Annotated in this window: 23 protein-coding genes; 5 read left to right on the top strand and 18 right to left on the bottom strand. The window is 64.7% G+C overall.

The genetic code is table 11. The features are described from left to right. Positions 1-62 precede the first annotated feature (62 nt). The 3 genes from C7G42_RS06475 to C7G42_RS06465 all read left to right on the top strand — a co-directional run bounded on the left by C7G42_RS06475 (position 63) and on the right by C7G42_RS06465 (position 3473). Entirely contained in the window at positions 63-1655 is a 1593-nt protein-coding gene (locus C7G42_RS06475; protein ID WP_106948164.1) for a hypothetical protein, read from the top strand. 130 nt (positions 1656-1785) lie between these two features. Continuing rightward, positions 1786-2781 (top strand): glycosyltransferase family 2 protein, encoded by a 996-nt coding sequence (locus C7G42_RS06470; protein ID WP_106948163.1) that lies wholly within the window; start codon positions 1786-1788, stop codon positions 2779-2781. 8 nt (positions 2782-2789) lie between these two features. Then, positions 2790-3473 carry a class I SAM-dependent methyltransferase gene (locus C7G42_RS06465; protein WP_199580678.1) on the top strand — a complete coding sequence of 228 codons (684 nt, stop codon included), beginning with the start codon at positions 2790-2792 and terminating at the stop codon, positions 3471-3473. A 2-nt stretch (positions 3474-3475) separates the two neighbouring features. On the opposite strand, the gene C7G42_RS06460 is transcribed toward C7G42_RS06465, so the two are convergent. From C7G42_RS06460 to C7G42_RS06405, 12 genes are all read right to left on the bottom strand, one after another. Next, a complete protein-coding gene (locus tag C7G42_RS06460; RefSeq protein ID WP_106948161.1) occupies positions 3476-4921 on the bottom strand; it encodes a hypothetical protein in 1446 nt (481 codons plus the stop codon). 170 nt (positions 4922-5091) lie between these two features. Further along, positions 5092-7017, bottom strand: coding sequence for an ATP-dependent zinc metalloprotease FtsH (ftsH, locus tag C7G42_RS06455; RefSeq protein ID WP_094976867.1), 1926 nt, complete (start codon positions 7015-7017; stop codon positions 5092-5094). 265 nt (positions 7018-7282) lie between these two features. Then, positions 7283-8341, bottom strand: a complete 1059-nt coding sequence (gene tilS / locus C7G42_RS06450; protein WP_106948160.1) for a tRNA lysidine(34) synthetase TilS — start codon at positions 8339-8341, stop codon at positions 7283-7285. A gap of 85 nt (positions 8342-8426) precedes the next feature. After that, a complete protein-coding gene (ybgF, locus tag C7G42_RS06445) occupies positions 8427-9467 on the bottom strand; it encodes a tol-pal system protein YbgF (protein WP_199580677.1) in 1041 nt (346 codons plus the stop codon). Between the two features lie 198 nt (positions 9468-9665). Further along, positions 9666-10154 (bottom strand): peptidoglycan-associated lipoprotein Pal, encoded by a 489-nt coding sequence (pal, locus tag C7G42_RS06440; RefSeq protein ID WP_018317777.1) that lies wholly within the window; start codon positions 10152-10154, stop codon positions 9666-9668. Positions 10155-10457: 303 nt separating this feature from the next. After that, entirely contained in the window at positions 10458-11183 is a 726-nt protein-coding gene (locus C7G42_RS06435; RefSeq protein ID WP_106948158.1) for an N-acyl amino acid synthase FeeM domain-containing protein, read from the bottom strand. Positions 11184-11372: 189 nt separating this feature from the next. Then, positions 11373-13706 carry a putative bifunctional diguanylate cyclase/phosphodiesterase gene (locus tag C7G42_RS06430; RefSeq protein WP_106948157.1) on the bottom strand — a complete coding sequence of 778 codons (2334 nt, stop codon included), beginning with the start codon at positions 13704-13706 and terminating at the stop codon, positions 11373-11375. A gap of 252 nt (positions 13707-13958) precedes the next feature. Continuing rightward, positions 13959-15302, bottom strand: a complete 1344-nt coding sequence (gene tolB, locus C7G42_RS06425; RefSeq protein WP_199580796.1) for a Tol-Pal system beta propeller repeat protein TolB — start codon at positions 15300-15302, stop codon at positions 13959-13961. A 41-nt stretch (positions 15303-15343) separates the two neighbouring features. Next, positions 15344-16303, bottom strand: a complete 960-nt coding sequence (gene tolA, locus C7G42_RS06420; RefSeq protein WP_106948876.1) for a cell envelope integrity protein TolA — start codon at positions 16301-16303, stop codon at positions 15344-15346. Between the two features lie 4 nt (positions 16304-16307). Beyond that, positions 16308-16760, bottom strand: a complete 453-nt coding sequence (gene tolR / locus C7G42_RS06415; RefSeq protein ID WP_063201086.1) for a protein TolR — start codon at positions 16758-16760, stop codon at positions 16308-16310. Between the two features lie 42 nt (positions 16761-16802). Continuing rightward, positions 16803-17519: a protein TolQ gene (gene tolQ, locus C7G42_RS06410; RefSeq protein WP_106948155.1), complete on the bottom strand. Its 717-nt coding sequence runs from the start codon at positions 17517-17519 to the stop codon at positions 16803-16805. Positions 17520-17947: 428 nt separating this feature from the next. Then, positions 17948-18709, bottom strand: a complete 762-nt coding sequence (locus tag C7G42_RS06405) for a serine acetyltransferase domain-containing protein (protein WP_106948154.1) — start codon at positions 18707-18709, stop codon at positions 17948-17950. Between the two features lie 324 nt (positions 18710-19033). Here C7G42_RS06405 and C7G42_RS06400 point away from each other — a divergent pair, with 324 nt between their 5' ends. Beyond that, the gene (locus tag C7G42_RS06400; protein ID WP_106948153.1) at positions 19034-20197 is read left to right on the top strand and encodes an acyl-CoA desaturase; all 1164 of its coding nucleotides are present in this window, start codon (positions 19034-19036) and stop codon (positions 20195-20197) included. A gap of 135 nt (positions 20198-20332) precedes the next feature. Here the strand turns inward: C7G42_RS06400 and C7G42_RS06395 are convergent, their stop codons facing one another. The 6 genes from C7G42_RS06395 to C7G42_RS06370 form a co-directional block, all read right to left on the bottom strand. Next, the gene (locus tag C7G42_RS06395; protein ID WP_106948152.1) at positions 20333-20590 is read right to left on the bottom strand and encodes a hypothetical protein; all 258 of its coding nucleotides are present in this window, start codon (positions 20588-20590) and stop codon (positions 20333-20335) included. A gap of 201 nt (positions 20591-20791) precedes the next feature. Next, positions 20792-21283, bottom strand: a complete 492-nt coding sequence (locus C7G42_RS06390; protein WP_162308739.1) for a DUF2852 domain-containing protein — start codon at positions 21281-21283, stop codon at positions 20792-20794. Between the two features lie 118 nt (positions 21284-21401). Further along, positions 21402-22142, bottom strand: a complete 741-nt coding sequence (locus C7G42_RS06385) for a TetR/AcrR family transcriptional regulator (RefSeq protein WP_094976855.1) — start codon at positions 22140-22142, stop codon at positions 21402-21404. Positions 22143-22271: 129 nt separating this feature from the next. Next, positions 22272-22637 carry a YciI family protein gene (locus tag C7G42_RS06380; RefSeq protein ID WP_106948151.1) on the bottom strand — a complete coding sequence of 122 codons (366 nt, stop codon included), beginning with the start codon at positions 22635-22637 and terminating at the stop codon, positions 22272-22274. A gap of 56 nt (positions 22638-22693) precedes the next feature. Continuing rightward, positions 22694-23098, bottom strand: a complete 405-nt coding sequence (locus tag C7G42_RS06375) for a YciI family protein (RefSeq protein ID WP_106948150.1) — start codon at positions 23096-23098, stop codon at positions 22694-22696. 129 nt (positions 23099-23227) lie between these two features. Further along, positions 23228-23593 (bottom strand): nuclear transport factor 2 family protein, encoded by a 366-nt coding sequence (locus tag C7G42_RS06370; RefSeq protein ID WP_106948149.1) that lies wholly within the window; start codon positions 23591-23593, stop codon positions 23228-23230. Positions 23594-23912: 319 nt separating this feature from the next. On the opposite strand from C7G42_RS06370, the gene C7G42_RS06365 reads away from it, so the two are divergent. Further along, positions 23913-25577, top strand: a complete 1665-nt coding sequence (locus C7G42_RS06365; RefSeq protein WP_106948148.1) for a methyl-accepting chemotaxis protein — start codon at positions 23913-23915, stop codon at positions 25575-25577. The last annotated feature ends 27 nt before the right edge of the window (positions 25578-25604 follow it).

Below are 25604 nucleotides of genomic sequence, written 5' to 3'. Positions count from 1 at the left end.
TAACCTTGAGCGAATGTGCCGCGGACACGACCCATGCGCTCAAACCCCGGCGATCCCGCGACATGTCTTCTTTTGACAGGCCGACTTTGACAATCCCGGCTCGGTTCGGCTCGGAGCGGTCCGTGGCGATCGCCGTTCTGGCGGTGCTGGCGGCCGTCTCGTTTCTGCCGGTGCTGATGACCCCCATTCCAGCGATGGTGGATTATCCCAATCACCTCGCCCGCATGTACATTCTGAGCCAGAACGGCACTCCCGACGCCAATCCGCATTACGAGGTGGCCTGGGCCTTCTATCCCAACCTTGGAATGGATCTGCTGGTGCCGCAGCTGGCGCGGCTGATGAGCGTCGAGAACGCCACGCGGCTGTTTCTGCTGCTGAGCCAATTGCTGATCGTCGGGGGTGCGCTGCTGCTGGAATGGGCCCGAAAGGGTCGGGTCCAGCTCGCCGGCTTCGCTGCGCTCGCTGTCCTCTATTGTCTGCCGTTCAGCTGGGGCTTCGTGAATTTCGAGTTCGGACTCGGCCTCGCTCTCTCAGGCATCGCGATCTACCTGTTGCTGGCCGAGGGCCCCTGGCCGCTGCGCTTCGTTGCCAACATGCTGTTCGTCGCCGCGCTGTATGCGGCGCATTTCTTCTCGCTCGGCATCTACGGCGCGACGCTTGGCCTCTACGAGCTCTCGCGCATTCGTCGGCAGGGAATAGCGTACCGGGTCGCGGCCGCGCGGCTCGGCGCGCTGGCCCTGCCGGCGCTCGTGTTGTTCGGGATCATGCAAATGACCGCGGGCTCGATCGGAAGCGAAGGGACGAGCTGGTTCTTCGGATTCAAGCCCGTCTGGCCGTTGCGCATCCTGAACGGCTACAATCTGACCGCAGCGGCCGCGACCGGCCTGGCGCTGATGATCTCCTTGCTGTTCGCCGCACGGCGCGGCGTCCTCAGGCTCGCGCCGGCCGGGACCTGGCTCGCGATCGGCTTTGCGCTGCTTTACCTCGTCATTCCTTCGAAGCTGTTTGGAACCGCGTTTGTCGACCTTCGCGTCATTCCCGCAGCAGCCCTGATCCTGCCCGCCTTCAGCTCGCTGACGCTGCCGAGCCGTGCCTGGAGAACAGCCGCGCTCGCCGCGATCAGCAGCATCATACTTATCAATCTTGCCATCGTCCTCGCGGTGTGGCTGCCCTACCGCGCCGACTATGCGGCGATCATCGCGTCGTTCCAGAAGATCGAGCGCGGCTCGCGCGTCCTCGTTGGCAGCATGGGCGACAATGGCGACCCGCCCTTCGCCGACCTCACCTCGTATCCGATGTATTATGCACCGACGCTGGCCGTGCATTACGCCAACGCGTTCGTGCCCAATCTCTTCACGGAAGCGGGCAAGCAGCCCGTGCGGCCACGCGAGGGCGTGCGCAATCTTGCCATTCCCTATGGGGGACCGGTGCCGTCGGAGCTGCTTGCCGCGATCGCGACGAACCAATCGCCGGCAGGCGTTCCGCCGTTCGTCCGCACCTGGTACCGGGATTTCGATTATCTCTACGTGCTTGGGCCGCCGGCTGCGAACCCGCTGCCTGACCTGCTTGAGGTGCTGGATACCTCGGAGCGATTTGTTCTCTACAAGATCCACCGCAGGCCCTCAACCGACGCTGCGGCGGCACCGCAAGGTTGATCATCAGTCATCGCGCCCATTCCGCCTCCCTCAGTCGCCCCGGCCGCCCAATCCTTAACGGTTGCAGCAAGGCGACCTTAACCACCGGTGAACTAGACTTCCGCCCCTGAACCCAGCCGGAATCTCTCGCATGGCGGCCAATTCCAGATCGATCCGCTACAGCCTTGTCATCCCCGTGTTCAACGAGGAAGCCGTGCTGCCGGTCCTGCTGCGCCGGCTCGACCTGGTCTTGTCGCGGCTCGACGGGGCTGCAGAAGCGATCTTCGTCGACGACGGCAGCAGCGATTCCAGCTCCATCGTGCTCCAGGCGCTCGCCCAGCGCGATCCGCGCTTCCGCTATATCGGCCTGTCGCGAAACTTCGGCCACCAGGTTGCCATCACTGCCGGCATGGACGCCGCGCAAGGTGAAGCGATCATCGTCATGGACGCCGATCTGCAGGATCCGCCGGAAGTGATCGAGCAATTGATCGCGAAGTGGAAGGAAGGCAACGATGTCGTCCACGCCCGCCGCCTGTCGCGCGACGGCGAAAGCCGGTTCAAGCGCGCGACTGCGCATGTGTTCTACCGGCTCCTCGGCAGGATGTCCTCCGTCGGCATCCCCGCCGATGTCGGCGATTTCCGCCTGATCGATCGCAAGGTGCTCGACGCACTCATGCAGATGCCGGAGCAGGACCGCTTCGTGCGCGGCATGATCGCTTGGCTGGGCTTCCGGCAGGCCGAGGTCGCCTTCCACCGCCTCGAGCGCGCAGCGGGCGAAACCAAATACCCTCTGTTCAAGATGGTGCGGCTCGCGATGAACGCCGCACTCGGCTTTTCCGATCTGCCGCTGCGGCTCGCAATCTGGTGCGGATTGACGGTTTCGGGACTGGCTCTGCTGTACGGCGGCTGGGTGATCCTGTTGTGGCTCAGCAATGACAGCCATCTGGTCACCGGCTGGTCCTCGACCATGGTCGTCGTGTCCCTGCTGTGCGGCATCAACATGCTGATGACGGGCATCGTGGGACTTTATGTCGGCCGCATCCATGCCGAGGTGAAGCGCCGCCCGCTCTATGTGGTGCAGACGCGCGCCGGCTTCGATCGCAACGAGGCGGCGGCCGCGCCTGCGATTCACGCCGTCAACGAGTGACCCTGCGCATGACTGAACTCTTCGACGGCTATCACGCCAACTATCGCGACGTCGTGCAATCCTCGATCGACTTCTCGGGCTTGCCGCATGATTTCTTCATGCGCGCGAAGGCCGATCTGCTGCGCGACCTGATCGCGCAGCGGCTCGACACGGAGAGGCCCGGCATGCTGGACGTCGGCTGCGGCGTCGGCAGCCTTCATCCGCTGCTGCACGGCATCGTCGGCCGGTTGAGCGGCATCGACGTTTCGTCGGCCAGCCTGGCGCAGGCCCGCGCGGCCAATAGCGGCGTCGAGTACCGCGAGTTCGACGGCCGCACTTTTCCTTTCGAGGACGCCAGCTTCGATCTCGTCACGGCCGTCTGTGTGATGCACCACGTCGTGCCGGCCGAATGGACGCATTTCATCACCGAGATGCGGCGGGTGGTACGCCCCGGTGGGCTCGTCTGCGTGATCGAGCACAATCCGTACAACCCGCTGACACGTCTTGCCGTTGCGCGCTGTGAATTCGACCGGGACGCCGTCCTGCTCAGTGCCGGCAAGACCCGAAAGCTGATGGCGGCGGGCGGCTTGCGCGAGGTCGGCGCGCGCCATTTCCTGCTGCTCCCCTGGGACACCAAACCGGCGCGCCGCCTCGAAGAGGCCCTGAGCGGCGTGTCGCTCGGCGGTCAATACGCAGCCTTCGGCACCGCCTGACTTTATCGCTGCGGCGGATCCCGCCGCTTGTGCACGACAGCTACATCGTCGCTGTAGACGCGCTGCCACTGCGGCAGCCGGTCGAGCATCGCGACTGCCGGTGTTTTCGGCGCGAGCAGCGTCGCGCCGATGTCGTAGTCGTCGAGCAGCTTGAGAAAATCTGCGAGGTCGACCAGCGCCAGGGCCCGATTGTAGCGGTCGATGAACGGTCCCCCGTACAATTCGCCGCGACCATCGATGAAGGTGGTAATGCCGGCGAAGATCAGATAGCCGCCGAAGGAATAATCGTTCAGCACGCGCCCCGCCTTGGCGAGTTCGGCCCGAGCGACGGCAACCTGCGGGGTGATGACGGCAGCCGGCCGTATCTCGCGCGCCAGCGCTGCCCCGCTCATCGCGATCAACACACCAAGCGCGGCCAGATTCAGGCCGCGCGACGCACCCGCCTCGTCGTCCGTGATCCGCCCGCCGAACTTCCGACCCAAGGGGGCCGCCAGATAGAGCGGCGCCAGCATGGCCAGAAGATCCGCATTGCGCACCTGTGCCAGCGCGAAATGCAGCAGGCCGATCACCACCAGCGCCCGCACGACCGGCAGCGTCACGCCGCGCGCGAGCGCGAAGATGCCGGCCAGCAGCAGCAGCTCGAATCCACCGACATGGCTGAAATCCTGCGGCCGCCATTCCCCGATCCAGGCGAGTGCAGAGCCGAGGCCGAGTGTCGTCAGCGGCATCAGCAGCGGTTCCGGCCCATGCGGCGTCAGGCAGGACGCAGCGAGGGCAAGGGCCGAGAAGGGCAGCCATCGCAGCAGCACGCGCGGCCATTCGCTCCGCCCCTCACGCAGCAGCGCCTCGAGCACCGCCGGGCCGATCAGCCCGAGCGCGAGCACCACGCTGCCATGCAGATTGGTCCACAGCACCAGCAGCGGCAGCGCCCAGTATGGCGGAGGCCCGCCGCGATCCATGCAGCGCACGAGGGCAGCCGCCCAGGTCACCATCACCGGCAGCACGAGGACATGCGGCCGCGCCAGCATATGCGGCGCCAGCAGGATGATGGCCGCGATCACCATGAGGGCCGTCAGGGCCGGCGAGAGCTCACGCAGCAGGAAGAACGTGAAGAGGCCAAAGGCGAGCGCAATCGCCGCTGCCGCGACGACGACGACGCCGGGCCAGCCGCACAATGCGTAGGCTCCGGCGTAGACGATTTCCGAGAGCCATTCGAACGTGATCCAGGGCGCGCCGTGCTTTGAAAACGAAAACGGATCGCTCTCCGGCAGCGCGCCATGCGCGATGATCCAGCGCCCGACCTCGATATGAGAATAGCTGTCGGGATCACCAAGCAGCCACGGCCCGACGACCAGCAGCAGGGCATAGACGCCGAGGCCCACGGCCCAGGGGAGCGCCGCACGTGCCGAAAACGGTTGAACCGCGCTGTGGACGACCTGGTCAGTCATGGCGGGCCAAAATAGGCCGCAAGCGTTAAGTTCTTCTTTAGTGATTCCCGCGTTTGCCCCGGGAGCCTCGCGCTCCGCTCGCGCCGGGGACGCCCTGCATCCGCGAACCACCAGCCAACGAAAAACGCGGCGTTTCCGCCGCGTTCTGCAATCTCATCTGCCGTTCGCGATTACGCCTGCGGCTGCGGCTCCAGGCCGGGATCCGCATCGGGCCGCGGACGCGGCGACTTGCCGGCCGGGGGCACCGCGGAGGCGCGCGGCGTGGTCGGCTCGAGCACCGATTCACGGTTAGGCTTCTTGCCCTTGAGCAGATCGATGATCTCGTCGCCGGAGAGCGTCTCGAACTCGAGCAGGCCCTTGGCGAGAGCTTCGAGATCGGCGCGTTTCTCGGTGAGAATGCGCGTCGCTTCGTTGTAACCCTCTTCCACGAAACGCCGGATCTCGGAGTCGATCTTCTGCACGGTCGCCTCAGAAGCGTTCTGCGTGCGCGAGACCGACATGCCCAGGAACACCTCGTCCTGGTTCTCGCCGTAGGAGACGGTGCCGAGCTTTTCGGACAGACCCCAGCGCGTCACCATCATGCGAGCCAGACGTGTCGCCTGCTCGATGTCGGAGGACGCACCCGATGTCACCTTCTCGCGACCGAAGATCAGCTCTTCGGCGACACGGCCGCCCATCATGATGGCGAGCCGCGAGGTCATCTGCTCCAGCGACATCGACAGCTTGTCGCGCTCGGGCAGCTGCATGACCATGCCAAGAGCACGGCCGCGCGGGATGATGGTCGCCTTGTGGATCGGGTCGGTCGCGACGACGTTGAGGCCGACGATGGCGTGACCGCCCTCGTGATAGGCCGTCAGCAGCTTCTCTTCCTCAGTCATGACGAGCGACTTGCGCTCGGCGCCCATCATCACCTTGTCTTTTGCTTCCTCGAACTCGGCCTGGGTCACCATGCGCTTGTTGCGGCGTGCGGCCGTGAGGGCGGCTTCGTTGACGAGGTTCATCAGGTCGGCGCCGGAGAAACCGGGCGTGCCGCGCGCGATGGTCTTGAGGTTGATATCGGGGGCCAGCGGCACCTTGCGGACGTGAACCTTGAGGATCTGCTCGCGGCCGACGACATCAGGATTGGGCACCACGACCTGGCGGTCGAAGCGGCCGGGACGCAGCAGCGCGGGATCGAGCACGTCGGGACGGTTGGTCGCGGCGATCAGGATCACGCCCTCGTTCGCCTCGAAGCCGTCCATCTCGACCAGCAACTGGTTCAGCGTCTGCTCGCGCTCGTCATTGCCACCGCCGAGGCCTGCGCCACGATGACGACCGACCGCGTCGATTTCGTCGATGAAGATGATGCAGGGCGCGTTCTTCTTGGCCTGTTCGAACATGTCGCGGACGCGGCTCGCGCCGACGCCGACGAACATCTCGACGAAGTCCGAACCTGAAATGGTGAAGAACGGCACGTTGGCTTCGCCCGCGACCGCACGCGCGATCAGGGTCTTACCGGTGCCGGGAGGGCCGACCAGCAGCACGCCGCGCGGAATGCGACCGCCGAGACGCTGGAATTTGCCGGGGTCGCGCAGGAATTCGACGATCTCCTGGAGGTCCTGCTTGGCCTCGTCGACGCCGGCGACGTCCTCGAAGGTGACGCGGCCGTGCGCTTCGGTCAGCATCTTCGCACGCGACTTGCCGAAGCCCATCGCCTTGCCGGCGCCGCCCTGCATCTGCCGCGACAGGAATATCCAGACACCGATCAGCGCGATGAAGGGCAACCAGGACACCAGCAGCGAGACGAACCACGGCACGTTGTCGCCGGGCGGCTTCGCGGTGATCTGGACCTTGCTGTCATAGAGGCGCTTCACCAGCGTCGGATCGCTCGGCGCATAGGTCTGGAAGCTCGAGCCGTTGGTGAAGGTGCCGTGGATGTCCGGCCCCTGGATCACGACGTCGCGCACATTACCGCGATCAACTTCGCTCAGGAGCTGGGAGAAGGCGATGTCCTGCGAGGAGGCGCGCTGCCCCGGATTCTGGAAGAGCGTGAACAACGCCAACAGCAGCAAGACAATGATGACCCAGAGGGCGAAATTGCGCAGATTGGCGTTCATCGATCTTCCTTCGTGGTCGCGCGGATCGCGGCCTCATCCTTGGGCTCTACGAGGAAATCCCCAAGGAATCCTCATCGTTAGACGAATACAATTTAGGTGCCGCCCCGGTCGCTGCCAAGGGAACGAGATGGGACTATTTATCCCATCTTAGAGCGATTCCCGCTGAAATAATGGCGACCCGGCCGGGGTTTTTCCTGCCTGGTTAAGGTGACCTGACGTCGGCCGCCCGGAAACGGCCGGTGTCATGATCCGCCCTCGTCCGTGCCTATCCGCCCTTGCGACGCCGGGCCGGCGCCGGCGCGATGTGGATACGCCCGCCGGCAAGGCTGATCAAGGCTCCCGCAAGGGTCTGCCTCAGGGCCGGCCGGCCCTTTGCGCCTGCGCGAGGGCTTTCGGCGATGGCCTGGTCGAGCACCACGAGGAGGGATTCAACCTTGCCGAGTTCCGCCGGCCCTTCATGTCCGAGCGCGTTGATGGCCCGCAACAGGAGCCGCAGCCGGACCTCCTCCGGCAGGCCCGCGAAGGCCGAGGCCTCGAAGCTTCGCACACCGTCCTGCGACGCATCGCCGCGATCCCGCAAATGGAGGAAACGCTCGGCGCCGTCGGCCAGCAACTCGACGGCCGCATTGGCCCGCGCCAGCCGGGCCGCGAGCCGCACCAGTGTGCGGGCATCGCCCCCCTCGGCCGCAAGCAGCGGCAGCAGCGCACGCAGCCGCGGCCGGGTGAAGGCGGTGTCGCGGTTGGTAGGGTCGTCGGCAAAGCCGATTCCAGCCCGCCTCAAGGTCGCGATCAGCTGCGCCTTCGGGACCTCGAGCAGCGGACGCGCCAGCACGATTCCGTCACGCTGGCTGTGGGAGGCCATTGCCGACAGCCCGGCAAGTCCGCTGCCGCGCAACAGGCGCATCAACAGGGTCTCGGCCTGGTCGTCACGGGTGTGAGCGGTCAGCACGTGGCTCGCGCCGGCGGCACGCGCGGCCTGCGCAAGCAGGTGGTAACGCGCCTCGCGCGCCGCCGCCGGCAGACCCGCCGTCGGCTTTGCGCCGCGCCAGCGCAGGGTCCGGTGCGGCAATCCGAGCTCGGCGGCGAGCCGCTTGACCTCACGCGCCTCACGCGCCGCCTCTCGCCGCAGGCCGTGATCGATCGTGACGACGGTGAGAACCGGGCCGCGCGCGAGGCTGCGCCGCCAGCGCGCTGCAAGCCACATCAGCGCGACCGAGTCGGGGCCGCCCGACACGGCGAGCACCAGCGCCGGCGCGCTCTTCAGGCCGGCGAAGAGCCGCCTCGCCTCGCGCGTCGAGATCGGAGAATTGTCGTCGTCTGACATGACGCTGCCCCAGCAATGCCGGCACCGTTTTAGCGCAACGCCATCGGCCTTGTCAGCGCTCGGCGCCGCAGGTCTGCGGTTCAGGTCAGCACTTCACCCGCTTCTGCTCGCGGTCGACCGCGGCTTTGACGCCGGCGGAGGCGCGCGGATATTTGCGGCCGATTTCGCCGAAGGCGGCGCAGGCGGCCTCCTTCTCCTTCAGCGCGGCGAGCGACTGGCCGAGCCGCAGCAGCGCATCCGGGGCCTTGGCCGATTTTTCGTATTTGGTGGTGACGGCGAGGAATGCTTCCGCGGAGTCGCGGTATTGCTGGCGCTGGAAGTAGCTTTCGCCGAGCCAATATTGCGCATCCCCGAGCAGCGGGTCGCTTGGATATTTCTGCGCGAAATTCTTCATGGTCTGCTCGGCGAGCGCATAGTCCTTGCGCTGCATGTAGCCGATGCCGAGGTCGAACTCGTCGCGCGGGGTGGCCGAGGGCGGCAGCGTCGTCAGGGCCGGAGCGCCGGCAGGTGCGGGATTGCCCTGCTGGACCGGCGGATAGGCAGGCTGCGCCGGCGCCGCGGCCTGCGGATAGCGACCGCCATTGTTGGAGAGATCGAGCGGCTCGCCCGCGTTGCGCCCACCCGGGGCTCCCGCGGGCATCGGCTGCTGGCCGCCGCCGAGCGCACGCGGCGCGCCAGGCGCACTCGGATTCTGGTTCGGGTCGAACGCATCGCCGCGGCGGCTTCGCCCGGGCGCGCCGGGCGCCGGCTGCTCCTGAACGATCGGCGCGGGAGACGCGATCTGCGGCTGCTCGTAATTCGGCTGCACCGCCTGCTGCTGCGGCTGCTGGCGATAGCCGGGCGCGACCTGACCTGGTCCGATCTGGGCGGGCGGCATCGCCGCGACATTGGGCGCCTGTCCGGGCGCGCCTTGCGCGCCGCCTTCGAGCGCCCGCAGCCGCTCCTCGAGCTGGCGGTTGCGGTATTGCAGCTCTTCGTTCTGGCCGGTGAGCTGCCGCAGCTGGTTCTCCAGCCGCTCGATCCGCATCTCGGGATCGTCATCGGTCTGGGCGAAGACGGGCGACCACAAGGGGAGTAGCGCGGCGATGGCCACGGTGCCGGTTAAGACCTTAAATCTGGATGACATCTTGCCCTGACGACGAAAGCGAAATGGCCTGCGACGGAACATGCGACGCGCCACACATTGAGGGGGAGTACGCCAAAAATGTGTCTGGCACCACGGGGATTCTGTCACGGATTGCTGAAACGAAACCGGCGCCCGAGAGGGCGCCGGCATAATCAGTTCTGCAAGATGAACGGCGCCTGACTGAGTGTCAGTCCGGCGTCAGGAGCTCGCGTTCAGCACGGTGACGGCGCGACGGTTCTGCGACCAGCAGGAGATGTCGTTACAGACGGCGACCGGCCGCTCCTTGCCGTAGGAGATCGTGCGCATGCGGTTCGGATCGATGCCGCGCGAGGCGAGGAACGAACGCACCGACTGGGCGCGGCGGGCGCCGAGCGCGATGTTGTATTCGCGGGTGCCGCGCTCGTCGGCATGGCCTTCAACGGTGAAGCTGTAGCGCGGATAGGTCTGGAGCCACTGCGCCTGCTTCTCCAGGGTCACGATCGCCTGCGGGGTCAGATCGGTCTGGTCGCTTTCGAAGAATACGCGGTCGCCCACGTTGACGACGAAGTCCTGCTGACTGCCGGGCGTCGCCGCATTGGCCATCGCGTCCGTCGCAGCATTCTTGTTGGCGCAGGCGCCCATCGACAGCGCGACGGCGAGTACCGCAACCAGCTTCAATCCCTGGAGGATACGCATAGGATGTTTCATTCCGGAGCCTCCACGCTCACGTTTCGTCCACTGCTGTCCGGTCTACAGGGGGTTGGTTAAGCGAACGTTCCGTCAACCTTGACGGAACCTTGCCTCAGCCGATCAAATGCCCCCAACCAGCGAAAAGCAACCGTCATGGTTAATGGGTTGTAAATGTGGCACGAGGGTGAAGGCAAGCCTCGCCAACCGGCAAAACCGCCGGCATTCGCCGGAATTTGGGCGCAGGGCGTGATGTGTGGCGACCCGTAGCCGGCCAAAACGCCCAGGCTCAAAAGCCTAAGCCGCATCCGCGCAACCGCCGACTCAGGCGTGCGCGGCGTCCGCCACGAGCACCGGCCGCTGCGGCACCTGGCGCTGGCCGCCGCGCCCGAACAGCATCCGCCGCTCGAAGGCGGTCGACCGCATGATCGGATAACGCTCGAACACCTTCTTGCGGAAGTTCGGGAAGTCCGCCGCCATCAATCCGAACGGCTTGGTGAGGCCGGGAACCAGCCGGGGCTCGGCGATGGTCTCGTGCAGGAACACCCGGCGGTAGAAGGCCTGATGCTCGGAACGCACGATGGCGAGGCCGAGATCGGCATTGAAGTGCTCGCAGGCCATGTAAGCGAGACGGGTCGTCAGATAGGGCAATTCCGGAACGCGCTTGACCTGGTCGGGATCGGCGACGAAGCGGGTCGGGTCGATCATGACCTCGCCGCGATCGAGCCGCGGCATCAGGATGTCCGGGAAGACATCGGCCGAGGTGGACTCGCGCCATTCCGACGTCAGCACGCTGATGCGCACCGAGCTGCAGAGTTCGCCATGGAGATAGACGCCGAAGGTCCACGCGTTCGGCAGTTCGTCGTAGCGGTCGGTGACGCGTTCGTCCGCCGAAGGCTTGACGGCGCCTTCCCGCAGATAGGCGCGGTAGCGGAGATTGTAGATCTCCTCTTTCTCCGCGGCGGTTTCCGCAAGATGATAGTCGACGTCGGTCAGGAGCTCCGCTCCTCGTCCAACAGCCGAAATGACAGATCTGGCTGAGGACTGCATTCCAACTCCCTACCCGCACTCACGCCACGGCATCCAAAGCCAATTGCGGCAAGACAACTTGCGCGCGCGTGGCAATTATTAACACCCTCTTAACCAGTATGCAAAGCAATCGAAGAGTTAGGGTTAACCCCCGTAGCACTACGGTGAGCTGCAACACCCTGAAATGACGGGAGGTTTCGAGAAACGGGCCTAAGCGAAGGAGCGCGAGCTGGCGATGTGGAGCTGACCTTCGCCGCGCCGTCCATGCGAGGCGTTGAGCAACTGGCGCATCCGCACGGCGGGCACCGGCCGGCTGAACAGATAGCCCTGCGCCTCGGAGACGGTGCCGTCGGCGCTGATCAGATCGAGCTGCTCGTTGGTCTCGATGCCCTCGACCACCACGGCCATGCCGAGATCGGCCGACAGCCGCGCCACGCCGCGCAGCAGCGTCAGCGGCCGGTCGGTGTCGATGCCTTCGAGGAAGGAGCGGTCGATCTTCACCTTCTGCATCGGGAAATTGTGCAGATAGCTGAGGCTGGAATAGCCGGTGCCGAAATCGTCGAGCGAGATGCGCACGCCGAGCGCGTGCAATTGCGACAGGATGTCGTGGGTGAGCTGGGTGTTGCGCAGCAGCGAGGACTCGGTGATCTCGATCTCCAGCCGGTGCGCCGGCAGGCCCGACACTTCGAGCGCGTAGCGGATTTCGCTCAGCACGTCGCGCTGATGGAATTGCTGCGGCGAGAAGTTGACGGCGACGCTGACGGTCTCCGGCCACTTCATGCATTCCATGCAGGCGCGGCGCAGGATCCAGCGGCCGAGATCCACGATCAGGCCCATGTCCTCGGCCACCGGAATGATGTCGACGGGGGAGACCGTGCCGCGCACCGGATGATTCCAGCGCAGCAGCGCCTCGCAGGTGGTGATCTTGCCGGACTTCAGATTGACCAGCGGCTGATAGAACAGCTCGAACTCCTCGTTGGCGAGCGCCTTGCGCAGATCGAGCTCGAGGATGCGGCGCGCCTCGACGGTCGCCGCCATCTCGTCACGGAAGAAGCAGAAGGTGCCGCGGCCGTCGGCCTTGGCGCGGTACAGCGCCATGTCGGCGTTCTTGAGCAGGGTGTCGGCGCCGACGGCTCCGTCCGCCGAGGTCAGCGCGATGCCGACGCTGGCGCCGATCTCGACCAGATGATTGTCGATGCGGTAGCGCTCGCTCAGCCGCTCGACGATGCGGCGGGCAAGCGCGGCGGCATCCTCCGCCGAAGAGATGTTCTGCTGGAACACGACGAACTCGTCGCCGCCGAAGCGGGCGACGAAATCTTCGGGGCGCAGCATCTCGCGCAGACGGTTGGCGACCGCGCACAGCAGCTGGTCGCCGCAGGGATGACCGAGCGTGTCGTTGACCTGCTTGAACTGGTCGAGGTCGACGAACAGCAGCGCGGAGAGCCGCTCGGCATGGTGCGAATTCTTCAGCAGGCGCTCGATCTCGTCGTGGAAGCTGACCCGGTTGGGCAGTGCCGTGAGCTCGTCATAACGGGCCAGGTGGGTGATGCGGGCTTCCGCAACGGTGCGTTCGGTGATGTCTTCCAGCAGCAGCACCGTGCCGCCGCCGGTCATCGGCTGGAACGTCCAGGCCAGCGTGCGGCCGCGCGAGGAATCCGGATCGGCGGTGACGATCTCGCAGACCCGCGCATGCTCGATCTCGGCCAGGATCTGGTCGCCGCTCTCCGCCGAGATCGATCCGGCGGAAACGCAGGCCGACACGATGTCGGCGGCGGTGGCGCCGCGCTTGACCAGGTCCTCGGGCAGCGCCATCAGCTCGCCGAAACGGTGGTTCATCACCGCCAGGCGGCCATCGGCGCGGAACATGCACAGGCCGTGCGGCATGTTGTTGAGCGCGGTGTCGAACTGGCTCGCCAGCGCGGATTCGCGGAAGCTGGAGGTCAACGCCTTGACGAAGATCGCGTGCAGGCTGAGGTTGATGTTCTTGAGCCCGATGAAGAAGAACACCAGCAGGATGGCGAGACCGATATGGTAGAAGCCGCCGTGCAGCAGCAGGGCGAGCGACATCGGACCGCAGGCCAGCGCGACGTGCCACTGGATCACCCGCGGCTGCCCGTAATTGCGGGCGGCGCCGCCCGCGGTGTAGCCGATGCCGATGGCGACACAGAGCATGTCGGCGACCGGATCGTTGTTGTTGTAGATGACGACGAAGGCCCACACACCGAGCACCGCCGCATAGCTCAGCGCGCCGATCCAGTAACGCGGCGCGAGGTGCTTGGCCTCTTCGAATGACAGCACTTGGGTGCGGTTTTCGTATCCGCGCATCTGGAACGCACGCGCGGTGCCGATCGCAATCAGCAGGAACGCAAGCGGCCACAGCCAGACGTCGCCCGTCTTCAACGCAGTCATCACCGCGGCCACGGCTGCGGAGGCCGAGCCGAGGAAGATCGCCCAGAAATTCTGCACCATGGAGTTGATGAGAGCGGCGTAGAGAATCGGCTCCAGCTCGTCTCGATCACTCTGCTTCTGGTCGGCCAGTTGCATTGGCTTGTTACGCATCCTGTTTGGCGCGTACTTTTACCCAGCCCAGATGAAGCCTTTCTGAGGGAACATCGTTAAAGTCGAGTTGTTTTTCGGTATCAGCGAACCGATTTCCGCTTAAATATCAAGCAACTAGGCAAGCCTTGCCGAGCCCAAGGTAAAGGAAAGATTGCTTTGCGTGGAGAGGTCGAAAAAATCGGCACGTTTTTCGACGACATCGCGCACCCGAACGCGCGATGTCTTAGTGCTCTCTCGTCATCCCGCCGTCGAGGATAGCAGCGGCGACCATGCCGGGTCGGAAGCGAAGCCCGGCGTCGGCACCTTGAGCTCATTGCGGCCGGAGATGTCGACGCTGTATAGCGACGGCCCGCCATTGCCGCCGGGATCGCGGAAGAACATCAGCACGCGGCCGTTCGGCGAGAAGGTCGGGCCTTCGTTGTGGAAGCCGGAGGTGAGCAGCCGCTCGCCGGAGCCGTCCGGCTTCATCACGCCGATCGAGAACTGCCCGCCGCCCTGTCTCGTGAACGCGATGTAATCGCCCTTCGGCGACCACACCGGGGTCGAATAGCTGGCGTTGGTATCGTCCTTGGAGAAGGAGATCCGCTGCGCCTGTCCGCCGCCCGCCGCCATCACATAGATCTGCGACCGGCCGCCACGATCGGACTCGAAGCAGATGCGCCCGCCGTCCGGCGAGTAGGACGGAGACGTGTCGATCGCCGGCGTGTCGGTGAGGCGCGTGGTCGAGCGCGAGCGCAGATCCATCACGAATAGATTGGAATTGCCGCCCTGCTGCAGGCTCATGATGACGCGCTGGCCGTCCGGCGAGAAGCGCGGCGCAAAGGTCATGCCCGGGAAGTTGCCGACGATCTCGCGCTGGCCGGTCTCGATGTTGAACAGATAGACTTTTGGATCGCCCTGGCCGAATTCCATATAGGTGATCTCTTGCGAGTTCGGCGAGAAGCGGGGCGTCAGCACGAGGTCGGCGCCGCGGGTCAGATAGCGCACATTGGCGCCGTCCTGGTCCATCATCGCGAGCCGCTTGACGCGGCGCTCCTTCGGACCGCTCTCGTCCACGAACACCACGCGGCTGTCGAAATAGCCCTTCTCGCCGGTCATCCGCTCATAGATCTGGTCGGAGATGATGTGGGCGATGCGCCGCCAATATTCCGGCGAGGTGAAATATTGCTGTCCCGCAAGCTGCTGGCCAGAGACCACGTCCCACAGGCGGAATTCGGCCTTGAGCCGTCCGTCTGACTGCCGCGTCATCCGGCCGGTCACCAGAGCTTGCGCGTTGATGGTCTTCCAGTTCTGGAATTGCGGCGCGACGTCGATGTTGCTGATGCGTTCGATGAAGGCGGCCTGGTCGATCGGTGCGAACAGGCCCGAGCGTTTCAGATTGTTGGTGATGACCTGGGTCACACCGTTGCCGACGTCGCCGTCGGACGGCGAGCCCGGCACGAAGCCGGTGATCGCGATCGGGATCGGCTGAAACTCGGTCGGGTCGATACGAATTCGCGGCTGGGCCTGCGCCAAGGCCTTTCCGCCCCCGAGCATCGCGAGCGTCGATCCGGTCAGGGTCATGAAGCGGCGGCGGTTCATCGATCGGACGTCATTCATTGCAAAATTCTTTTGTTCGGATGTCACAACATATCTTTCAGGCCGAAAGTCATCGGAATGAGCTTCCAGCTCTCGTACTGCTGCTTCGGCATGAACGAGTAGACCTGGCACTGTACGATGGCGCGCTTGGCACTCTCAGCGATCGCCTGAGCAATCGAGCGCGACGGTCCCCTCACCGCGACCACGACGGGTTCGGACGCCAGCGATCCGTCGATCTTCATGGGAATGTCGATGTCGGCCTCGTACTGATCGGCATCCTGCCCGTTATAGGTCGGCGTGAAGCAGCGCTTGACCGCGCCTTGAAACGCACCGCGCCAGGTCGCAATGTTGTTGGCAGCAGTCCCGGTCGCCGCTCCGAGCGAGGCCGAGGCGTTCAGCGCCGAGCCGGTCTGCTCGTGCCGGGTCGCGGCGCGCTTGTCGAGGTCGCGCTGGATCTGCGCAGGATCGAAGCTGCGCTCCTTGGGCTTGGGCTGCTGCTGCGGCTGCACCGCCGCAACCTTCTGCTCGACGGGCTTGGGCGGCGGCTTCTTGGTCTCCAGCTTCTTCTGGAGTTCGGCGATCGGATCTTCCTTGGCCGGATCAGGCTTCTTTTCCGGCGGCTTCGGCTCTTCCTTCGGCTTCGCCTCGGCCACGGGCTTCGGCGGCTCGGGCTTCTTCTCCACCGGCTTCTCGACCGGCTTCGGCGGCGGCTCCGGCTGCGAATTGGTCTTGATCAGCTCTTTCTTCTCGGTGACCTTGCCGACGGCGTCTTCCTCCGGCTTGGGCTCCGCGATCTTCTCGACCTTGGGCTTGGGTTCTTCCTTCTTGCCGGTCTTCTGCCCGGCCATCATCTTCGCGAGTTGATCCGTGGAGATGATGTCGATCGGGAGCGACTCTTCCGGCGCCATGTAGGCCTTGCTGCTGAAGGTGACGAGCCCCCATCCCAGCACGAGCACGTGGAGGGCAATCGACGCAACGAGTGTCTTGTCGACGTTCACCTTCACAGGCCTAGGACCCCTGATCCGCTTCCGTGACGAGGGCGAGCTTCTTGAACCCGGCGCCGGACAATTGGCCCATCACCTTGGCCACCGTGCCGTAATCCGCCTTCTTGTCGGCGCGCAGATAAATGCGTTCCTCGAGGCCGCCGCGGGCGTCGGTGATCGCCTTCAGCTTGGGTATCAGCTCGTTGATCGCTATCTCGGTGTCGTTGATGAACACCTTGCCCTTGATGTCGACCGACATCTGGATCGGCTTCTGGTCGTTGTTTTCGAGGCTCTTGGCCTGGGTCTGCGGCAGGTCGAGCGGCACGCCGACCGTCAGCATCGGCGCCGACACCATGAAGATGATGAGCAGCACCAGCATCACGTCGACCATCGGCGTGACGTTGATCTCGGCCACGACGGGCTTGCGCCGGCCGCGGCGCCCGCCGCCTCCGGACGAACTCGCAACGTTCATGCCCATGGCTTGGTGCCCAAATGACCCTTCACACTATACATGCGCCCGTCAGCCCCGCTCATCGATCTGACGTGACAGGATGGCGGAAAATTCATCGGCGAAGCCTTCCAGCCGCTGAGCCTGCCGGTTCACCTCGGAAGTGAACTTATTGTAGAAGATAGTGGCAGGAATGGCGGCGATAAGGCCGACCGCGGTCGCAAACAGCGCTTCCGCGATACCCGGCGCCACCACCGCCAAAGAGGTATTTTTCGACGCCGCGATCGACTGGAAGCTCGACATGATGCCCCAGACCGTGCCGAACAGGCCGACGAAGGGGCCGGCGGAGCCCACGGTCGCGAGCACGAGCAGGCGGCGTTCCAGCCGCTCGACCTCACGGGCGATCGAAACGTTCATGACCTTGTCGATGCGCATCTGCAGGCCGGCGACCGAGCGGGCCTGGTTCTCGAAAGAGCGCTTCCACTCGCGCATCGCCGCCACGAAACAGGCTGCCATCGAATGTGTCGGCTTGGCCGAGAGGGTGCGATAGAGCTCCTCGATCGATTCGCCGGACCAGAATGCCTGCTCGAAACGATCCATCGAGCGGCGGGTGCGGGCAAACAGGAATATCTTGTCGATGGCGATCGCCCAGACCCAGACCGAGCAGGCGAGAAGCCCCAGCATCACCGCTTTCACGATCCAGTGAGCCTGCCAGAACAGCGCGATCAGCGACACGTCCGCGGAAGCGGCAACCGGAAGGGCTGACTGAGCCACGTCGGCCGGATTCATAAGCAGTATCCTCTCAAGGCGATCGTCATCCGATGTACCGGCCAGCAAATGGCTGCCGGTTCCCCAATGGCCGCGCTAGAACCGGCGCGGCCGGCAAGCCCGCTCAAAGCCTTGTCTTTCTGGGTGCAGGGGCTCGTCCAAAGCCGGCCGTCTGCATTCCCTGCCAAGATGTCAAAACTATGGGCCTCGACCCCGAGACCTTGACCATGGCCCCGACTTCGGCTGTGGGCGCGACTGTCCGCCCTAACCAGAGCCCGGCGTTGGTTAATGCGGGGTTACCACAGGCGAAATTGGCTGCCGGAATGGTAGGCAGCGCAGGAGGTTGGGGCGAGAACCCCTCGCCAGGGCCAGGTGACCGGACATCCCGCAGACGATGTCTCCACCGTGATCGAGCCGGGGCCCGCCGCATCCCATGCCGCGATGGCGCGTCACGCCGCCGAGGCCTCGGGGCAATTGGTCAGCCGCGCAGGATCGCCGACTGCCGTGCAGCCGCTTGGCACGTCTGATGTCACGACCGTGCCGGCTCCGATTTTGGCGAAATCGCCGATTCTGATGTCGCCCAAGATGGTCGCGCCGGCGCCGATATAGACGCCCCGGCCGATACGCGGCGAGTGCGTCGGCAACTCGCTGCCGCGGCCGATGCTGACATTCTGGAGGATGGTGACCTCGTCGCCGATCACCACATCGGCGCCGATCACGATCCCTGTGGCGTGGTCGAGATACACGGACGAGCCGATGCTGGCCGCCGGGTGAATGCTGACCTGCAATAGGTTCGACGCCTCGTTCTGGAACAGCAGCGCCGCATCGCGACGGTCATGACGCCAGAGCCAGTTCGAGACGCGCCAGGCTTGCAGCACGACATAGCCCTTGAAATGCAGCAGCGACGCCAACAGACCGGCGACAGCGGGATCGCTGCGCTCAATCGCCTGCAAGTCGCAGGAAGCAGCTTCGATCAATTCCGGCGCGCCACGAAAGGCGTCGAGAGAAAAGGACGTGAAACGCGCTCCGCTAGCGGCGTTGCCGCCAAGCCTGCGCCCGATCAGATCGGCCAGAGCCGCGGCGAAACTATCATGCGCCAACACCGCATCGACGAGCGACTTGCCGAAGACGGGATCGAATGCGCACGCGCGCTGCGCCTCCTCGCGTATGTTCCGCCAGAGGCGATCGTCCGTTGCGGTCGCAGCTGCCATCAGGCCGCCTCCGGTGCTTGGGTGCTTCCTTCGCGTATCGAATATAGGCCGTTGGCAACCCGCGCGCCACGCGGCGCAGCGGCACTGCGACTACCCGAACACCATGCCGCAGCTCCCCGTGAGGCTACGAGCTTGCATGCCTGCCATCCGCGGCCATATAATTAGTAGAGTTTTCGGCCGACGCTGCTTTCGCCGGGATGTCGATGCAAAGCAGTTCGCTCAAGCCCGCGCGGTGGTCCGCCATCCGCGGGTTTTTCGTACCCGGCGATCTTCCGCGCTGCCGACGCGAATCCCGGTTCCCCGTTACTGAGGTCACGCCAGAATATGTCGCCCAACGCGCCCGCCGACGACCACCACGACGACGTCATGTATCCCTCCGCCATACCGTTCGTGCTGGTCCATCTCGGCTGCTTTGCGGCGATCTGGTCGGGCGTCACGTGGCAGGCCGTTGCGATCTGCGGTTCTCTTTACGTCGTGCGCATGTTTGCGATCGGGGCGGGCTACCACCGCTACTTCTCGCATCGGGCTTTCGCCACCGGCCGCGTGTTTCAATTCATCCTGGCCTGCCTTGCGCAAAGCACCGCGCAGAAGAGCGTGTTGTGGTGGGCGGCCAAGCATCGGCATCATCATCTGCATTCCGACACCGAACTGGACGTGCATTCGCCGCGTCAGCGCGGTTTCCTGTACAGCCATCTCGGCTGGATCTTCTACCGGGAGCACGACGCGACCGACCTCGTGAAAGTCGGCGATCTCACGGCCTATCCCGAGCTGATGTGGCTGCATCGGCTGGAACTGCTGCCTGCCTTCGTGCTCGCGGCGCTCTGCTTCCTGGTTGCGGGGTGGTCGGGCCTGATCGTCGGCTTCCTGTGGAGCACGGTGCTGGTCTATCACGCGACCTTCTGCATCAATTCGCTGGCCCATGTGCACGGACGCAAGCGTTACGTGACGGGCGACGACTCCCGCAACAACTGGCTGCTGGCGCTGGTCACGATGGGCGAGGGCTGGCACAACAATCACCACGCCTATCAGAGCAGCGTGCGACAGGGCTTTTACTGGTGGGAGATCGACGTCACCTATTACGTGCTGAAGGTGTTGTCCTGGTTCGGCGTCGTCTGGAACATGAAGGCGCCGCCTGAACAGGTGCTGCGCAACGAGCAGCCGCTCGGCGCCCGCGTGATCAATCGGGCAGCCCGCGAGCTTGCCGGGCGGTTCGACGCGCCGAAGCTTGCACATGCGATCTCTTCGGCGCTGCACCGGGCCGACCCGACCCAGCTGCAGCTGCCGACGCTGCACGACATTCTCAATCGCGCGCATGACGGCGTTGACGCGCTGACACATCTGCATCTGCCGAGAATCCCGACCCGCGAGGAGTTTCTCGCCGAGGCCAAGGCGATGTTCGCACGGACGCGATCACTCAACGAGATCGTGGATCACGCCTACGAACAATTCCTGGCTTCGGTTCGTGCACAGCTCGTGACAGCGCGCTGAACCTCGCGGCCATGCGATGGGATGCGCTCGGCCTTCATCGGCGACGCGCCTGCTTGCGCAGGCTGAGCGCATAGAGCCAGCCGCCCGCAGCGACCAGGCCAGGCAAAGCATAAAGCGCGAAATCACGGAGCAGGATCACAGGTCGAGGCTCCCTGACGCAAACGTGACCGCGCGCCTGAGCGCGAACGCGGCGAGCTGATAGAGGATGCAGCTGAGAAAGACTTTCCACGCGTTGCCGACCACGAAGTCAGGATAGAACTTGATCTCGGTCGGCCATCCGTTGAGGAACGCGATCGCCAGCGGCACCAGGCCTCCGAACCGGTCGAACAGGTCCGAGACGCGCTCGAGCAGCGCGATGCGTTGCGTGGTCTCGTTGCATCCAGCGGTGGCCATGGTCGTACCCGTCGGCGCGCGAAAGCGCGCTGCTGGGGCTTAGTCGGGGCTCGCGCGGATCGGGTTCTACGGCGCTTGGCGAGTTCGCGGTGCCCCCAAAACCAAACCGCCCGCCTGCGGGTTGCGCAGACGGGCGGCTCGGGGCCATCAGGACTTTGGGGGCATGCGCCTGAAGGCTTTGAGAGGCATCAGGCTCGAAGGTCAGCCCTGCTGCTGATCGGTCGGTGGCGGGGTCGGACGCGTCTTGTGCTGCGCCATGAACTGGTCGAACTCTTCCTTGTCCTTGGCGTGGCGCAGACGATCGAGGAAGTTCTTGAACTCGACCTGCTCCTCCTCGAGCCGCTGCAGCGTTTCAGAGCGGTATTCGTCGAAGGCGCGGTTGCCGGAAGACGGCGGACCGAAGCCAAAGCCGAAGCCGCGGCGCTCCATGCGGCCGCGCATGCGGTCCATCTTGTACTGCATCCGCTCCATCTTGTTCTGCCAGCGGTCCTGATTGCTCCAGCACGACATTCTTCTGCTCCCGAGTGTGAAAAAGAGAAGGGCGAGTCCGATCGGCCACCAGATGATGAAGCCGAGGATGGTCACGGCGATCCAGCCCGGATGCCAAGGCGTATCGAGCATGCGGGGACGCTCGTACTGTTGGTGTTGGTCCGAAGGGCCGCGCCAGCGATTGACATCAGCGGTGTAGGCCATTTCCTTCTCCATGACGGCATCAGCCGTTGTGAATGTAAATAACATTTACATAGCTAGACCATCCCGCGATTTTGTCAAGCCGGCCGCCTGACACGCCCGCGTGATTACTCGCGTAATTTTATTTCGGTTTGCCCCAAGGCCCGCCAGGCGGAACGCCTGAACCGGAGGACGCCTCCGGCGGCACCGGCGGCGGCTCGGCCCCCTTGGCCGGAGGACGACGGTCGGTCGGGAAGCCGAGACCGCGCAGATAGATCAGCACCTCGGCCTCCAACAGCTCGTCCGGCGACATCGGCAGCTTTCGTCGCGCGGCGTCGCCACGGGAGAACAGCGAGGCCACGCCGTGCGCCATCGACCAGATGTGCAGCGCCATCATCATCGCCGGCGGGCGCGGAATGCCGGGCGGCGCCAGCGCCGCAAGCCGCTCGGCGGCGGCGCGAATGATGTTGAATGCGCGCTCGCTCGCGGCCTGCAGGGCTGGATTGGCATCGACCGGCAGACCGGACTCGAACATCGCGGCGTAGAAGGCGGGCTCCTCGCGGGAGAAGGCGAGATAGGCCCTGCCGACGCGCTCGAACGCGGTGACCGTGTCGGGGCGCCCGTCATCCCAGGCCGCCGTCAGGCGCGCCTCGAATTGCTCGAAGCCGCGTTGGGCGATCGAAGACAACAACTCGTCGCGGTCGCGGAAATGCCGGTACGGCGCCGCCGCGCTGACGCCGGCCATGCGCGCGGCATCGGCGAAGGTAAAGCCGGCCGCGCCCTTCTCGGCGATCAGCCCGAGGGCGGCCTGCAGAAGTGCTTCCTTCAGATTGCCGTGATGATAGCCGCGCTCGGCGCGGCCCTGCTCCTTGCGCCAGCTCATGTGAACGAGCTTTACATGAGCTGGACGCGAAGGTCACTAGCGGGAATCGGGCGCGACTAACCCTATACGTCCACGGGGGATGTCGGGCCGTCGAGGCAGCATCGCACCCGGAATCGGCCTCGTCCGCAGTTACATCTGTGGAATCGGCAGCACTGGCATGACCTCAATTGCCTCGCCCGGGAAGATAGCAAAATGCGGATGGTTCTCGAACAGTTTGGCAGCGTCCTCCTGCGAGGCAGCCCGCACCACCGTGAAGCCGGTCAGCGCATTGCTGATCTCGGTGACGCCGCGCCCGTCGATCCTGCGGGTCTTGCCGAGCGGGCCGCCCATCTCGACGATGACGTCCCTGTGCTTCTCGACCCAGCCGTGCCAGGCGGCCATGCCCTCGCGCTCTTTCACCTTCCGTTCCGCCTCGGGCATCGCATGCCAGGCCTTCATTTTTTCGCCGCTCATGCTGCCGAGATAGACGGCGAGGAAGTTGTGTTGGGTGTTCATCGGTCTCTCCGCTGTTGAGTCTTGATGCAGCCGCGCTCTCATCGCGACCATTGCGGCTATTGCTTCAGGTCGCCAAACCCGGCGGCGGCGGCCTGCACGTCGGGCGGAAAATCGCCGATCTCCTGCACCTGCCGGATCTCGATGATCTCGTTCGGCGAGGCCGGGCACTGCCTCGCCCATGCAATCGCCTCGGCGCGTGAGGCAACCTCGATCATCCAATAGCCGCCCAGCACTTCCTTGGCTTCCGTGAATGGGCCGTCGGTGACGATGGGCTGGCCGGTCGCGAACGATACCCGCGCGCCCATCGACGGTGGATGCAGTCCGTCGAGCGTGATCAGCACGCCCGCGTCCTTCAGCGCCTCGTTGTAGCGCATCATCGCCGCGACGCGCTCTGGATCGAGCTGCACGTCCGGCGGCGCGGCCTCGTAGCCGAGCGGGATCATCAGCATCATGAATCGCATGGGAGTGGTGTCCTGGCCTCTGCGGTGGTTCCGGGATGCGCCGTGGGGCGCAGGCCTGCTCGCCTTCAAGACGAATGAACTCTCGCGGAACCGACACGCCCCCCGGAAATAATCCGGAGGCCCCCGGCCCTAGCGCGGATGCGGCAGGAAACGACCATCCTGCCGGGCAGCGCCGAAATAGACGTCGATGCGCCGGACCCTGCCGGCTGCGAAGGTAAGGAACTCCGTGTTGCGAAAACTCCTGCCATCCGTCGCAAGGCAGAGATAAGTGACGAAGGCCTCCTCGCCCCTGACGAAGATGCGCTCGATGTCATGCCGTGCGATCCACCCGGTGTCGCCCCAGCAGCGTTCGAAATAGGTCGCCTTGTCGATGTCGTCGTCGAAAGGGCTGGTGAAGCGGAAATCGTCGGCCAACGCTTCGGAGAACCGCTGGCGGTCGTTGGCGAGATAGGCGGCGAAGAGGTCTCGGATCAGGCGCTCGCAGTCGTCGGACATCAATCGTCTCCGCAAGGAGGCATTCCGTTGAAGACGGTTCACATTGGGACCGCGCCGACACCGCGGCTGCGCGCGATACCAAAAATATTTCGCTCGCCCCGTAAAACCACGGCCGCCCGTTTGTGAACCCCGACGTGCATATGGGCCGAGAACCGCTATTAGTTGAAGTACATGGTCGATACCCCGCAGGATTACGGAACCGCTTGGCCGACAACTCGTGGTTTACGGTTGCTCAATAAGAGAATGCAACTTTTCAGCTCTGGGGAAACGGTATGGAAATGCAGCCGATTCGCTGCTGAAGAATTGCGGGGGGACTTACGTGTTCAATTTCCAGAGCAAGAAGGTCAAGCACGCCGTCGCGGAGGTCGAGGCGCTCGACCGCTCGCAGGCTGTGATCGAATTCGGTCTGGACGGCACCATCCTCGATGCCAACGAGAACCTGCTCAACATGAGCGGCTACACGCTGGCCGAGATCAAGGGCAAGCATCATAGCATCTTCGTCAGCCCCGCCGAGCGCGAGAGCGCTCGCTACCGCGATTTCTGGGCCAGCCTGAACCGCGGCGAATTCCAGACCACACAATACAAGCGTTTCGGCAAGGGCGGCAAGGAAGTTTGGGTCCACGCCTCCTACGCGCCGCTGCGCGACGAGAGCGGCAAGGTGATCAGCTTCATCAAGTTCGCCACCGACATCACGGCGTACAAGATCAAGACCATGGAGGATTCCGGCAAGATCGCCGCGATCAACCGCGCGCAGGCCGTGATCGAGTTCAACATGGACGGCACCATCATCACCGCGAACGAGAACTTCTTGACCGCGATGGGCTATTCGCTCGACGAGATCAAGGGCAAGCATCACAGCATGTTCGTGACGCCCGAGGATCGCGCGAGTGCCGGCTATGCCGCGTTCTGGGCCAAGCTGAACCGCGGCGAATTCGAGGCGGCCGAATACAAGCGGCTCGGCAAGGGCGGCAAGGAGATCTGGATCATCGCCACCTACAATCCGATCCTCGACGAGACCGGCAAGCCGTTCAAGGTGGTCAAGTTCGCAACCGACGTCACTGCGCAGAAGATGAAGGCGGCCGACAGTGACGGCCAACTCGCCGCGATTCAGAAATCGCAGGCGGTGATCGAGTTCAACATGGACGGCACGATCCGCACCGCCAACGAGAATTTCCTGAAGGCGATGGGCTATTCTCTGGTGGAGATCAGGGGTCAGCACCATTCCATGTTCGTCGAGCCGAGCGAACGGAATTCGCCGGCTTATCGCCAGTTCTGGGAGACGCTCAACCGCGGCGAATATCAGGCCGCAGAGTACAAGCGCATCGCCAAGGGCGGACGGGATATCTGGATCCAGGCGTCCTACAACCCGATCTTCGACCTCAACGGCAGGCCCTACAAGGTCGTGAAATACGCCACCGACATCACCGCGCAGGCGATCGGCCGCAAAAAGGCCGACAATGCGCGCGGGCTGATCGAGGCGGTCGCGGCCGGCAGCGAACAGATGAGCGCCTCGATCCGCGAGATCTCCGAGACCATGGCGAAGTCGCGCGAGAATTCCAAGGTCGCGACCAACCGGGTCGAAGCCGCCGACGGCCAGGCCCAGCGTCTGAACACGGCCGCGCAGGCCATGAGCGGCATCGTCGAGATGATCGCCGGCATCACCAGCCAGATCAACCTGCTCGCGCTGAACGCCACGATCGAATCGGCGCGCGCGGGCGAGGCCGGCCGGGGCTTTGCGGTGGTCGCCTCGGAGGTGAAGAATCTCGCCAACCAGGCCAAGCAGGCGACCGACACCATCACGTCCGAGATCGATGCGCTCAACACCATCTCCGGCGACGTCGCCAGCTCCCTGACCGCGATCAAGGCCGCGATTGCCGGGGTCAACGAGTTCATAGCCTCGACCGCCGCAGCGGTCGAGGAGCAGAGCATCGTGACTTCGGATATGTCGGCCAATATGCAGCGCGCCTCGGCGGAGCTTTCCTAGGAAAACAGCCTTTATCGATCTCCGTCC

Origin of the sequence: Bradyrhizobium sp. MOS003, from assembly GCF_003020125.1 — a bacterium.
In the GTDB taxonomy this organism is placed as follows: Bacteria; Pseudomonadota; Alphaproteobacteria; order Rhizobiales; family Xanthobacteraceae; genus Bradyrhizobium.
Note: the sequence above shows the minus strand (reverse complement) of the source record. Positions and strands in the feature narration are given on the sequence as shown.